We start from the raw sequence: 12,043 nt of genomic DNA, 5'->3' as shown, positions 1-12,043 counted from the left end.
AAAAAAGGGCGGCAGATGCCGCCCCACAAGCGAGGCGATTACATAACCTTGCGAAGGTACTTGTAACCGAAGATGGTCGCGGTCACGGCCAGTACCGCCACACCGATACTGACAACGGCGGCGGTGATGCCTTGAATGGTAGTGACAACGGCGGTCACGTCGATGCCATCGGCCATTGCGGCACCGGCAGCGGTGGAAGCGACAGCAGCGAAAGCGACTTTCTTGATCAGGTTCGTATTCATTCCGAGTCTCCAGTAGCAGTAGAAAGCATCCGCGAAACAACGCGGAAACCAAATGCAGTTGCCCAGACGGTTAAAATTGCAGCACCTATCAAAGCCCCCTGCTCAATTGTCAGTGGAATAAAAAAGCTATTCGCTGACGTAAAACTATTAAATTCCTGCGGAGTAACCATCAAATAACCGGTGCACTGATCCGGCGATGCATTGCTTGGCGTCATCGTCCCATCGGCATTTACAACGACGCAGATAGCCATAAATCACCTATTTAGTCAGGGTATTAAAGGGCCATCTATCATCAGGCGATAAAAAGCCCCCGCGCCGTTCGATCGCGCTGGTAGGGCAAAGCCCTTTCCCAGCGCTATCGAATCGGCCGCGGCAGCCATTCAATTTTGCTTACGTTCAAACAGGGTCTTTTTCAAAAGGGGCGCGAATTGCTCGATAGGAATAAGTCGCATGTTCATTTGAAGCGCAGAGCCATAATTATTGAAACGGCAAGAAGACGGGTGAAGAGTGTAATCACCCGGAGCATACGGCTGCTGGCCTTTGTCCAGCGAAATTTGGGAGCGGTACGGGTGGCGGTCCTGGTGCCCATCTTTGTCAATACCATAGACCCATACAGTCTGTTCGGGAATCTGGAACTCTTGGCCGTCAGCGCGGCGGCGGACAGTCTTCAGACGGACGGCACCGTCTTCCGGCTCAATGCGAACGAGTAACATGGCTATAACTCCGATTAAGTGACAAATAGTCCCGCTATTGCGCATACTCCCTTAAAGGGGATACGCAATATGGAAATTAGTCCCTTTTAGGGGATATGAAATGAACTAAAGGACAGTAGACATGAAAAAGTTTGCGGAGTACGTGGCAGAAATCAAGGAAAAACAAGGACTTGAAACAGATTACTCTGTTGCAAAATTGCTTTTAATCGACCCAAAGAAAATAGGCTACATGTTGCGAGGGGAAAGGAACCCGCCCCCCGCTGCGCCATACATAATTGCTGACATCCTAGGACTGGACGCAAGAGAAGTATGCGCATGCTTAGCCTATGAGCAGACAACAGATGAGATGCAGCGGGAGTACCTGAAAAGCGTTTTTTTTCGGTATTCGCAGCGCGTAGCCGCTTTATTCCTAGCGATTATGATTTGCGCCGCCGCAACAGGTTCAGACAAATGTTTGGCCTCTGAGCTTATACAAACACATGCGACGGAATCACAGATTATGCGAATAAATGAACCCGCCGTATGGCTGCAGGAAATTGGTGTTGAATCCTCCGACCCACAAAGTTCCCTTACCCAGGTCCTACATAAGGCCAGCTGCCTAGGCATCGCTTCGCGGCTATGGTCGCAGACGGCCTCGTGGCCGTTTCATAACGATAAGGAGCCCGCGATGAACCGCTTCATTTCCAGCGCCTTTGTGTTATCCATGCTTGCGGCCGATGCAGCCGCAGCCGCTCAGCCCGCAATGGACGAAAAGCTGCAACAAGCTGCCGGCAGCCTCCTTAGGCAGACGCTGCCTCTGGCGGCAGACTCTCAGATCGAAACGCTGGTGGAAACCAACCGTCAAACCACCGATGGCATGTGGGTATTGGGATCGGTTACACAGCCTTTGCCAACGCAAGTCAGCGGCAACGACCGCGTGCCGGCATCCCATCTGTTTCTGGCCAAGCGCCTCGCTGATGGCTGGGCGCTGGCGCTGGATAGCGATCCGCGCTTTGCCGAACTTTTGGAGCAATCGCCAAAAGACTGGTTAAGGCCGGCGGAAAAACTGGCTTGGCGCAGCCAGGGCGCGTTGCGCAAGCAAGGGGTTGCGCCTGAGTCCACCGGGCTGGGCCTGCCTTGGCGCGCGGGTTCCGCCTGGACGATGACAGGCGGTCCGCATGGCTATAGCGGAGAAAGCCAGCCTTACGACTCCATCGATTTCGCAGGCGGCGACGGCAAGGTGTTGGCGCCGGCGGCGGGTGTCCTCTACAAAAGCTGCGTGCGCAATGGCAGCGCGCTGCTTAAGCTGGTTCACGATAACGGCTATTCCACCACCTACTATCACATGGGCAATCTGACGCCGCTGCCTGACGGGCAGCGCGTAGACAAAGGCGCGTATTTGGGAACGATAGGCAATGGATTGCCTTGCGGCGGCAGCAGCACCGGGCCGCATGTTCATTTCTCTCTTATTTTTCAAGGGAAAGCTGAGTCAGTGAACCGCAAGCAGTTTGGCGGCTGGCAGTTCTTTGCCGGAGGCCGGGCCTATCAGGGATTTGCGCAGCGCAATGGCAGCCGGGTGAACGTGGGAGGACGGCTTACCCACTATCAGGAAAGCCCAGACCCGCAACCGCCGACAGGAAACATAAGCGGCGTGGCAACGCCAAGAGCCGGCGACAGCCACGTCAATCTGCGGGCCGCTCCGAGTCTTGCCGCGCAGATAGGGGGCAAGGCTGCCCGAGGCGACACGCTCGCCATAAGTTGCCATGTACGGGCAGAGACCGTCGATGGCGTCTGGGGCCGCACGGATATCTGGAATCAAACCTTAGCCGGATGGTGGATCAGCGATGGCTTCCTGGATACCGGCAGCAACCAAGCCGTCGCCCCGCCCTGCCCCTCCAGCTCGCGGCCCTGGTAAGCCTGTCTTGAGTCGAGCCGGCGAGGCCTGGTCTCTGCGATCGCTTCCAGTCCTCGCCTATCACTCATAAAACAGCTCGATCTGATTGATGGCGATGAGCTCCTGCGGAGAGGCTTTGGCGGTTGTGTGAAAACACCCGGTTCCGCCGTACACATAATCGTGGCGCAGCAGCGATGCGTCCAAAACATAAGGCATGTTCAACCCGGTAAGCGGAATGGCGCCGATGGGAATGCCTGTCGCGCTCTCCACCCGCCGCCGGCTCGCCAACTCGGCGTTTTCCGCCCCAAGCAGCTTCGCCAGTTTTTTGAAATCGATATGCCCGCGCGCGGCAGACAAGATCAGCGCATGCAGCTTGCCATCCGCGTCTATCACAAAAGTGGGCGCGCCTTGCGCCGGCTCGATCCCAAAAAAATCCAGGCCGTCTCGCACCGATTTCACCGGTTTTGTGTGAGTCAATATTTCCACGCCCCTCCTCCCTTTCAACCGTTGCCCATCTGGATTCGCTCGCCGCCCACGCCATGAATTGAGTGATAAAGCAGGCTTTGTTGCACAAATCACCCTCCCAGCAGGCGGGGTAGAATGACGGCATGAGCAAGCCCGCCCCGCCCAAGTACAAGACCACCAACTGGAAGACCTACAATGCTGCGCTCAAGGCGCGTGGGTCGCTGATGATCTGGTTGGACCGTGACATGCGCTGGCATGGCTCTGCAGTCGGCAAACGTGGACGGACACCGACTTTCAGCGATGCCGCCATTCAGTTCTGCCTGACGATCAAATGCCTGTTCAATCTTGCGCTCCGACAGGCCGTGGGTATGGTGCAAAGCCTGCTCAAACTGGCGGGGCTGGACTGGCTGACGCCGGACTACAGCACCGTGTGCCGGCGGCAAAAGCATTTGCAGGTGGCCATTCCTTGCCGTCCAACCACGACCGGGCTGCACCTGTTGATCGACAGCACCGGCATCAAGATGCTGGGTGAAGGCGAATGGAAAACGAAGAAACACGGCGCGGAGTACCGCCGTCAGTGGCGCAAGGTGCATTTGGGCATTGATGCGCAGACGCTGGAAATCCGGGCGATTGAAGTGACCGACAACGCGGTGGGCGATGCGCCAATGTTGCCGGAGTTGCTGGACCAGATTTCCGCGGGGGAAAGGATTGCTGCAGTAAGTGGCGATGGTGCCTACGACACCAAAGGCTGCCATGAAGCGATTGCCAAGCGAAAAGCCGAGGCGGTGATTCCTACCCGAAAGAATGCCAAGCCGTGGAAGGAAAATCGGTTGGGCGCCCATGTCCGAAACGAGATACTGCGTGCTACCCGGCTCCTGGGTCGAGCGATCTGGAGGAAATGGAGCGGTTACCATCGCCGCAGCCTGGTGGAAACCAAGATGCGCTGTTTCAAGCTGCTGGGCGAGCGGGTAATGGCAAGGGACTTCGACCGTCAAGTCGCAGAGCTCCAAGTGCGAGCGGCGATCTTGAACCGCTTCACGCGGCTCGGGACGCCGATGACGGTGCGCATGCCATAAATCCGTCCGGGGAAAGGGGCTTTGCATGCCGAAGCCTATTTATGCAACAAAGCCGTTTGAATTAGGATTGGAAAATTTAAAATACTCGAGGATAGATCGTTACTATCTGAAATTTGCATAACCCGAGATGAGGAATCGATAGGTCTTACATGAAGGGCGCTTCCCCGTTTCAGCCAACAGCCCCCTCAACCTCCAGCGTCGACATGCCCAAGCCGCCGGATTTGAGCAGGCGGATCTGAACCGAGATCCGCTCCTTCATGCTTTCCACATGGCTGATCACGCCTATGGATTTGCCGCTGGCGTTCAAGGTGTCCAGCGCATCCAGCGCCACCTCCAGTGTGGCGGCGTCCAGCGTGCCGAAGCCCTCGTCCAAAAACAAGGAATCGATCGATGTTTTGTGACTAGCCAGGTCGGACAAGGCCAAGGCCAGCGCCAGGCTCACAAGAAAACTTTCGCCGCCGGACAGGGTGCGGGTATCGCGGGCGGCGTCCGCTTGCCAGGCATCCAGGATTTCCAGCTCCAGCTCGCCGCCGCTCTTGCGTTGCAGCAGATAGCGGCCATGCAGCTTGGCTAAATGGCGGTTGGCTAGATGCATTAAATGATCCAGCGTCAGTCCTTGGGCAAACTTGCGATACTTGTCGCCTTCCTTGGAGCCGATCAGGCTATTAAGCCGCTGCCAGATATCCGTTTCACCGGCCTGATGTTCTATTTGTTGCAGCAAAGCCTGCTGGTTGCCTTGGCGCAGTTCATCATTCTGCAGCAAGGCCTTAAGCGCGCCTTGCTCGCTGGACAGCGCGCGCCCTTGCTCGCCATGTCCGGCCAGCATGGCGTCCAACTCGGCTAGGCTGTGCTCGCAGCGCGCTTGATCCTGCAAGGTCTGGCGGGCCGCATCGGCGCTGTGCCGCACCGCCGCGCTGCGTTCCAAAGCTTGCGATAGCTGCCGCTCCAGGGCTTGCAGGCGTTGCCGCTCCGCAATGGGAAGCAGCGCCTGGCCAAAAGCATCGGCATCGGCAAAAGGGCTGTCGCGCAACGCGGCAATCCAGGCGGCTTCGGCATCGCTGCTTTGACGCAGTTGCGCGCTTAGGTCCGCGGACAGTTGGGCCTGCTGCCCCTGCAGGCCGGCTATTTGCGCGGCGAGCGCTTCGATTTGCTCAGCTTGTTTGGCTAGCGAGGGCTCGTCGATCAACGGCAGGGGCTCGCCAGCTGGGGCGTCTGTTTCCAGCCGCAGCCAACGCTTTTGCCAATTGGCGGAAATCTGCTCAGTTTGCTCCGCCAGGTTTTGCAGCTTGAGAACATCAGCTTCTTGCTGTTGCTTGGCTTGCTGATGGCTTTGCCAGCGCTGCCAATCTTGCTGGCGATCGATCAGCCATTGGGTCATGTCGCCCTCGGTCTCGAAACCGCCGGCGGCGATGGCGGACTGCAGCTGTCCAAAAGCTTGCTGCGCCGATTGTTCCGCAGCCTGCTGAGTCTTCGCCAGTTCGCTTGCGCGTTGCTTGGCATGCTCCAGCGCTTGTCGAAGCAATTCAAACTGTTGCTCAGCCGCTTGCCAGCGCTGGGCGCTGTCTTGAGCCGATTTCTGGGCGGATGCATGCGCTTGCTCGGCCTGCTCGGCTTGCGCCAGCCGCGTCTTTCCTTCAGCTTCAAGCTGATCGGCTTTGGCCTGGGCTTGCCGCAGGGCTTCCTCTTGCCGCCAAGCCTCACCGCCCAGCGCCCAAGGCGCCGCGAGCGCTTGCCAGGCCGCGGTCTCCTGATATTGCGCCTTCTCCAGCGATTGCAGCGCCTCACCTTGCTGTTGCAATCGCCCTTCCCGCTTGGCCAGTTCAGCCTTGGCGGCATTGCCCCGCTCTTCCAGTTGCGACAACGCGGCTTCCTTTTCCTGCAGGGCGCGCGCTGTTTCGGACAGGTTCAGTCTTTGATAGGTTTGGATGCCGGGATGCTCGCAAGAGCCGCACAGCGGACATGCCTCTCCGGGATGCAAAGCCGCGCGGTGCGCTTCCAGGCTTTGGATGCGTTGTTCCTGCGCCAGCAGCTTGCGCTTGTCCTCGACCTGCTCCTTGAGCGGGCGGTAATCGCGGCGCAGGCTGTCCAACTGCGCCGCTTGCGCGGCTTGCTCTTGCGCGGTCTCTTGCATGGCGGCTTGCTGCAAGACCTGCTGACTGGCGTTCTGACGCAATCTCGCGGCCAGTTGCGTAAGCTGGCGCCAAGATTGCGTGCCTTCCCCGGCAGCCATCCAGGCGGCGCGCAGTTCGGCGATGGATTGTCCTTGGAGCAAGCTTGTCAGCGCTTGCGCCCCGGCTTGCGCTGCGCGCTGCAGCCGCTGGCTTTCCTCGCGGCAGGCATCCCGTTTTGCTCCCTGCTCGTCCAGGCTGAGCGCGGCCTCATCCGTTTGTCGCTGCTGCGCCTGCAGTTGCTCAAGCAATTGCCGGGCGTTGCGCCTGGCTTGCTCGATTTGCCCGTATTGACTCTGCCAGCCGCTGAGCCGCTCGCCCAGCGCGGCGAAGTGGGAGTTTTGCGCCAGCCAGTTTTCCAGCGCCTGCCGCTCACCGCGAGCGATCTCGCATCGCTGCCGGGCTTGCTCGGCCAGGCCCGTGGCGATGGCATGAGCCTGCCAGCACGCGATCATGATCCGATATTGTTTGTCGGCAAGCTCAGCTTGCGCCTTGCTCAGCGCGTCATGCGTTTGCCGCTGCCTGGCCTGGACGTCTTGATGCGCCTGGTGGATGGGTCGCAGCGCCTCCGCGGGTTCGGCTAGCCGCAAGCGCTGCAATTCAGGCTCCGCCGCCTGTTTCGCGCCGATCGAGTCTTGTTCGCCTGTTCGGGCCTGAAGCGCGGCCTGCTCGGCTTGCGTCAGCTCGTGGCGCCATTGCCGCAAGGCTTGCGTCTGCGCCTGCCGGGCCTGCAGCTCGGATAGTTGCCGGGATAGCGCATCGACTTGGCGCGACATATCCTGCCTGCGATCTTCGGGCAGCAGCTCCACGCCGTCCGCGCGCGCTTTCAGCTGGTCCAGGGCCTGCTTGGCGTCGCGGGCTTGCTCGAACACCCGCTGCGAGATCTGGCCGTAGATGTCGGTCCCCGTCAGCTCTTCCAGCAACTCTGCGCGCTCGTTGGCGCTGGCATTGAGGAAAGCTGCGAAACCGCCTTGCGCCAACATCATGGACTTGGTGAAGCGGGCGAAATCCAGGCCGGTAATCGCCTCGATGCGCCTGAGTTTGTCATTGATCTGGCTGGCCAGGATATTGCCCGCGCCATCGGCCAGTTCCGCCTTGGGGGCCTGCAAGGCGCCGTCCGCCTTGTCGCGCGAGCGGCGTTGGCTCCAGAAAGCGCGGTAAACCTGCCCCTTTACCTCGAACTCCACTTCGGCCAGGCAATCCGCGGTGTGGCGGGTCATGATCTCGTTCGAGGAGGCCGAGATGGTTTTGAGGCGCGGCGTTTCGTGGTAAAGCGCCAGGCAGATGGCGTCCAGCAAGGTGGACTTGCCCGCGCCGGTTGGGCCGGTGATGGCGAACAGCCCGCTGTCCTTGAACGGTGGCTGGGTGAAGTCGATTTTCCACTCGCCCTTGAGCGAGTTCAGGTTCTTCAGGCGCAGAGTCAGGATCTTCATTCCGAGGCCTCCTGCAAGCTGGTCACAATACTGCGGTAGCGTGTGTCCAGCTGTCCTCGCAACGCTTCATCCAAGGCTTCCTGCTCCAGCCGTTTGTTGAATACGTCGAACGGCGTCAGCTCATCCAGCGTTTCTTTGGCGGCGGCTTGCAGGGCAGCCACTGCATTGCCGCGATCCCTGCGCACACGCAGCACCTCCACCGGCAAGCCTTCGGTCATGCTCTGGATGCGGGTTTGCAGATCAGTCAGATAGTCGTCCCCTTTCACCATCACTTCTAACCAAACTGGCTGGTCGGCACTGGCTAGTTTGGCCGTCTCCTGGATCGAAGCCTCCAGTTCTTTAAGGTCGCCCTTGATGGAGGCCAATTGCTGGAAGCGAGGGACCGGCAGCGCCGTCACCGCCATCAGGCCGATATCGTCCACGTCCACCAGCAGCACTTCCTTCTGCTGCTCCGCCTCGTCAAAGCTCAGCGGGATGGGCGATCCGCAATAACGGATATGCTCTTGGCCGCCCACCTTTTGCGGGCGATGGATATGCCCCAGGGCGATGTAATCGGCAGGAGGAAAGGCGGCGGTAGGAAAAGCTTCCAGCGCGCCGACATAGATCTCGCGCACGGATTCGCTGGCGCTCGCGCCCACGGTCGCCAAGTGGCCGGTGGCGATGATGGGCAATGCCAAACGCAGCGCGTTGCGCTTGGCGCGAGCGAGCTGATAAACCGCCTGATAGTGTTGAGCGATGGCTTCTTGCAAGGAAATCTGCTTTTCTTCCGCGCTTTGGCCGGCTTGGCTTTGCAGCACGTCGCGGGGACGGATGAACGGAATGGCGCAGACAATGGCGCCGGGCGCGCCATCCCGCTTGTTCAGCACCCGCACTTGCTGATCCAAATTCTCTTCCACCGCGGGGATGACGGTGGCGCGAAGGTAAGCCAGCAAGGGGCGGCTTTCGCCCAGCGTGGCCACCGAATCGTGATTGCCGCCCAGAATCAGCAACGCGCAGCCTGCCGTATGCAGCTCCACCACCAGGCGGTTGTACAGTTCGCGCGCATAGCTGGGCGGCGAACCGGTGTCGAAGATGTCGCCGGCGATGATCACGGCGTCGACCGCATGATCGCCGACTTGCCGGATCAGCCAGTCGATAAGCGCCAGGTGTTCGGCCTGGCGGGTTTTGCCCATGAAATGCTGGCCGAGGTGCCAGTCTGAGGTGTGGAGAATGCGCATGCGTCAAGCCAGCCATATTGGGTGGCGTGGATTTTACCCGTTTATGCGCATGAGCACATATTGCGCGCCAGAGCGCCGCGCTCATTGCCGGGCCCAATCCATGCGCAAGCGAAGCGCGGCCATTGCTGGCGGCGCCTCGCTTGTTTACATCAATCCAAGAACCTATCGGCCCAATTGCAAACCACGCCAAAAGCACATCAATAATTTAGCTGAAACGCCCAAAACATCGCCGCTGTGGCTTTAGCGAAATCTCATCTGGAGGAGTGAAAAGACTCATTTAATCAGTGTGTTGCATCCGGTATTGGCCGCCTCTCGTTAACTGGTGAACGGGGTCCGATGCCGGGTAAGAATTTCACAATGCGCTACCAGAAAAAGTTGCGCCCCCTGCCCTTCATGCGTTCAAGAGCCATCCGGCGAGTGAAGGAAATTTAGCATGCTGGAAAAAGGCCAGTTGCGGCAAAATGCTAATTTACAACCATTCAACAACAATGGTATAATTTTTTGGCATAGCCTATACACTAAAAATGGCAGACCCCGCCAGGCCTCGCCCAAAATCTCGCCGCCAAGCCATGTTTGACTCCAAGTCCTACTTCCAGATGATAGAAAAATCGCCGATTCCAACTTTTTGGAAAGACGCGAACTTGTTCTTTTCAGGCTGCAATGAAGCGTTTCTCAGAATGATCGGGACGGAGAATATCAATGAGCTCATTGGTAGAAAAGACCTGGATCTGCCCTGGGGAGAAAACTGGCAATCCTATGAGCTGGATGATGTTTCCGTTCTCAGAACCGGCAAATCCCTCTCTAAACTGGAAGAAATTCCCTCCCCGCAAGGCAGGGTGGTCATCTCCGAAACCCAGAAAAATGTCATAGCCGATGGCTCGATAAATATTGGATTGGTTGGTTTTTGCCGCGAAATGGCAAGCCCGGCACTAGGCCTGCAACAAGGGCCGCGGAACGGGCCGGCCGCCGGGAGTTCAGACGAGTCGACGCGCGCGCCTTCAAACCCAAGCTTGTCCGACAAGCTGGAAGCGCTGAATCTAAGCCTGGGGCTGGACACCAGCAAAAACCTTGCCCCCGCTCCCAGCCTAAGCCAGCGCGAAGGGCAAATTATTTATTTGCTGACGCTGTACAAGTCGCCAAAAGAAATATCAAGCATATTATCCATCCTTTATGGGAAGGACGTGTCGGTTCGATCCATTCAAACGGCGATCAATAATGGCTTGTATCAGAAGTTCGACGTGAACAATATGGGCCGCCTCATCGCCAAGGCCGCAGCCTACGATCTGATTCCATCCGATCTGTATATTTAACCGGCCGCTATTGCGACAAGCCAGCCCAGAGCATATTCGAGAATAGACTCATCGCTTATCGAAAATCCAGCAGCGCGCCTATCTCTGATCGCAATCTGCCTACATCATTTTTCCCATCATCATGATGCAGGGTGGCCATGCCTAAATTTGCCGCCACCTCAAGATTACGCTGGCTATTGTCAATGAACAGGCATGCCTCGGCCGGCAAGCTTGCTTGCGCCAGGGCATGCTGGAAAATCTCGGAGTCCTGCTTGCCGAATCCCAGCCGCGCCGACACCACAATGGGATCGAACAATGCGTCCAAGTCCTGGTGCTTGGCGAGGCAAATCATTCTATCCAGCTTATTGTCGGTGATGATGCCCAACCGGTAGCGGCCTTTCAGTTGGCGGGCCAGATCGAACATCGCATCATTGCGCGGCGTGCTGCGGAAGGCGGCATCCAGCCAGCCGATATCCAGCGGATATTCCAGATCGCGGCACAAATCCGCCCAGATGTCTTGATGCGTCAGCTTGCCCAATAGCAGCTCGTCGTTGTAGCGGTCCATTGCCTGATCGATGCGCTCGAATGGCAGCCCGCTTGCCTGGCTGAGATAGCGATTGGTGGTGTCGGAGCCGTACTTATCGGTCGTCAGCACGCCATCGTAGTCAAAAAACACGGCCTGTATCATGGCGCGGCCTCCATCGCCGCCGCGCGCGCCATGCCGCCCACCTCCACCCAGCCGCCGCCGAACTTGGCTCGCAACTCGCAAGGGTTGCCCTGCCCATCGCCCTGGCGCAGCGTCAAATCGCGCTCAAGCTGGGCGCACAGCGCGCCGGCCGCGACGCCAGTGGCCGCGTCTTCCAGCCCCGGGTCCAGATGGTTGAAGTTACGGCCGGTGTATACGCCCTCGGCCAGCGCCGCATACGCGTAACACCCGTTCACGCCGGCGCGCTTGCCCCATTCGACGATGCCTTGCAAGTTCGGCCTCAACTGCGCCAGGACGGTTTGATCTTTCAAGGCCACCAGCAGCTTGGGGCTGCCGACGGAAGCGACGACTGGCATGGATAGGATGCCGGACGCTTCGCATCCCAGCCAGGCCGCAACTTCGTCCACGCTTGGCGCGCTTGCCGCCATCGCCTGCCGCTGCAAGCGAAACAGAATCGCCTCGCCGTCTTGGCTCAAGGACAAATCTTGGCCGCTGGCCGTGCGCAGCGCCATCGGAATGGCTCCAAACTGGCCTCTCAGAAACGCAGCCGCCGCCAAAGAGGCATGCAGGCATAACACGCTGCGCGCGTGGGGATAGTAATAATCCAGCGTAAACACGCCATCCGGCGACGGCGCGACAAATACTGAGGCCGGCGCATGATGTTGCTGGGCCAAGGCCAGCCGTTCAGCTTGGCCTAGCGCTTCCACGCCATCGCCGCTGAAAACCAGCGCCAGATTGCCGCTATCGGTTTCTCGACCGAAACAGCGGTAAGCTTTCATATCCATTTCGCACTCCCGCGAAAACGGTCAGTCTCAGCCTCGCCGAAATGACCAAGGCATGCGCGTTTGCAGACAAAAAAAT

The 12,043-nt window shown here is 58.7% G+C and carries 12 protein-coding genes; 4 read left to right on the top strand and 8 right to left on the bottom strand.

The annotated features are described in order from the left end of the window. Positions 1–38 precede the first annotated feature (38 nt). From NKT35_RS18820 to NKT35_RS18810, 3 genes are all read right to left on the bottom strand, one after another. The gene (locus tag NKT35_RS18820) at positions 39–242 is read right to left on the bottom strand and encodes a major capsid protein (RefSeq protein ID WP_254295895.1); all 204 of its coding nucleotides are present in this window, start codon (positions 240–242) and stop codon (positions 39–41) included. Continuing rightward, on the bottom strand, positions 239–493 hold the full coding sequence (locus NKT35_RS18815) for a hypothetical protein (RefSeq protein ID WP_254295893.1): 255 nt from the start codon (positions 491–493) through the stop codon (positions 239–241). The genes NKT35_RS18820 and NKT35_RS18815 overlap by 4 nt, the downstream gene beginning before the upstream one ends. A 129-nt stretch (positions 494–622) precedes the next feature. Then, entirely contained in the window at positions 623–955 is a 333-nt protein-coding gene (locus tag NKT35_RS18810) for a single-stranded DNA-binding protein (RefSeq protein ID WP_254295891.1), read from the bottom strand. A 121-nt stretch (positions 956–1,076) separates the two neighbouring features. On the opposite strand from NKT35_RS18810, the gene NKT35_RS18805 reads away from it, so the two are divergent. After that, positions 1,077–2,849 (top strand): peptidoglycan DD-metalloendopeptidase family protein, encoded by a 1,773-nt coding sequence (locus tag NKT35_RS18805; RefSeq protein ID WP_254295889.1) that lies wholly within the window; start codon positions 1,077–1,079, stop codon positions 2,847–2,849. A 60-nt stretch (positions 2,850–2,909) separates the two neighbouring features. Here NKT35_RS18805 and NKT35_RS18800 read toward each other — a convergent pair whose 3' ends face one another. Then, positions 2,910–3,314, bottom strand: a complete 405-nt coding sequence (locus tag NKT35_RS18800) for an aminoacyl-tRNA deacylase (protein ID WP_254295887.1) — start codon at positions 3,312–3,314, stop codon at positions 2,910–2,912. A gap of 122 nt (positions 3,315–3,436) precedes the next feature. Here NKT35_RS18800 and NKT35_RS18795 point away from each other — a divergent pair, with 122 nt between their 5' ends. Next, positions 3,437–4,369: an IS5 family transposase gene (locus tag NKT35_RS18795; RefSeq protein WP_254294827.1), complete on the top strand. Its 933-nt coding sequence runs from the start codon at positions 3,437–3,439 to the stop codon at positions 4,367–4,369. A 169-nt stretch (positions 4,370–4,538) separates the two neighbouring features. Here the strand turns inward: NKT35_RS18795 and NKT35_RS18790 are convergent, their stop codons facing one another. After that, positions 4,539–7,970: an AAA family ATPase gene (locus NKT35_RS18790; RefSeq protein ID WP_254295885.1), complete on the bottom strand. Its 3,432-nt coding sequence runs from the start codon at positions 7,968–7,970 to the stop codon at positions 4,539–4,541. Further along, positions 7,967–9,187 carry an exonuclease subunit SbcD gene (gene sbcD / locus NKT35_RS18785; RefSeq protein WP_254295883.1) on the bottom strand — a complete coding sequence of 407 codons (1,221 nt, stop codon included), beginning with the start codon at positions 9,185–9,187 and terminating at the stop codon, positions 7,967–7,969. The genes NKT35_RS18790 and sbcD overlap by 4 nt, the downstream gene beginning before the upstream one ends. Here sbcD and NKT35_RS18780 point away from each other — a divergent pair. Next, complete coding sequence (locus NKT35_RS18780; RefSeq protein ID WP_254295881.1) at positions 9,186–9,431, top strand: hypothetical protein; 246 nt, start codon at positions 9,186–9,188, stop codon at positions 9,429–9,431. The two genes, sbcD and NKT35_RS18780, sit on opposite strands and share 2 nt — an antisense overlap. Before the next feature lie 325 nt (positions 9,432–9,756). Next, positions 9,757–10,497: a hypothetical protein gene (locus NKT35_RS18775; RefSeq protein WP_254295879.1), complete on the top strand. Its 741-nt coding sequence runs from the start codon at positions 9,757–9,759 to the stop codon at positions 10,495–10,497. Between the two features lie 55 nt (positions 10,498–10,552). Here NKT35_RS18775 and NKT35_RS18770 read toward each other — a convergent pair whose 3' ends face one another. Then, positions 10,553–11,164, bottom strand: coding sequence for an HAD-IA family hydrolase (locus NKT35_RS18770; RefSeq protein ID WP_254295877.1), 612 nt, complete (start codon positions 11,162–11,164; stop codon positions 10,553–10,555). Continuing rightward, positions 11,161–11,967, bottom strand: a complete 807-nt coding sequence (locus NKT35_RS18765) for a PhzF family phenazine biosynthesis protein (RefSeq protein WP_254295875.1) — start codon at positions 11,965–11,967, stop codon at positions 11,161–11,163. Before NKT35_RS18765 ends, NKT35_RS18770 begins: the two co-directional genes overlap by 4 nt. Positions 11,968–12,043: the final 76 nt, after the last annotated feature.

Origin of the sequence: Chromobacterium sp. IIBBL 290-4, assembly GCF_024207115.1 — a bacterium.
Classification (GTDB): domain Bacteria; phylum Pseudomonadota; class Gammaproteobacteria; order Burkholderiales; family Chromobacteriaceae; genus Chromobacterium.
The sequence above is the reverse complement of the archived record's forward strand: the minus strand, read 5'-3'. Positions and strand labels throughout refer to the sequence as shown.

What these genes read in the sequence shown, in the direction of transcription:
- NKT35_RS18820 (WP_254295895.1), bottom strand. Translation starts at nt 242, where the DNA reads ATGAATACGAACCTGATCAAGAAAGTCGCTTTCGCTGCTGTCGCTTCC.
- NKT35_RS18815 (WP_254295893.1), bottom strand. Translation starts at nt 493, where the DNA reads ATGGCTATCTGCGTCGTTGTAAATGCCGATGGGACGATGACGCCAAGC.
- NKT35_RS18810 (WP_254295891.1), bottom strand. Translation starts at nt 955, where the DNA reads ATGTTACTCGTTCGCATTGAGCCGGAAGACGGTGCCGTCCGTCTGAAG.
- NKT35_RS18805 (WP_254295889.1), top strand. Translation starts at nt 1,077, where the DNA reads ATGAAAAAGTTTGCGGAGTACGTGGCAGAAATCAAGGAAAAACAAGGA.
- NKT35_RS18795 (WP_254294827.1), top strand. Translation starts at nt 3,437, where the DNA reads ATGAGCAAGCCCGCCCCGCCCAAGTACAAGACCACCAACTGGAAGACC.
- NKT35_RS18790 (WP_254295885.1), bottom strand. Translation starts at nt 7,970, where the DNA reads ATGAAGATCCTGACTCTGCGCCTGAAGAACCTGAACTCGCTCAAGGGC.
- NKT35_RS18780 (WP_254295881.1), top strand. Translation starts at nt 9,186, where the DNA reads ATGCGTCAAGCCAGCCATATTGGGTGGCGTGGATTTTACCCGTTTATG.
- sbcD (WP_254295883.1), bottom strand. Translation starts at nt 9,187, where the DNA reads ATGCGCATTCTCCACACCTCAGACTGGCACCTCGGCCAGCATTTCATG.
- NKT35_RS18775 (WP_254295879.1), top strand. Translation starts at nt 9,757, where the DNA reads ATGTTTGACTCCAAGTCCTACTTCCAGATGATAGAAAAATCGCCGATT.
- NKT35_RS18770 (WP_254295877.1), bottom strand. Translation starts at nt 11,164, where the DNA reads ATGATACAGGCCGTGTTTTTTGACTACGATGGCGTGCTGACGACCGAT.
- NKT35_RS18765 (WP_254295875.1), bottom strand. Translation starts at nt 11,967, where the DNA reads ATGGATATGAAAGCTTACCGCTGTTTCGGTCGAGAAACCGATAGCGGC.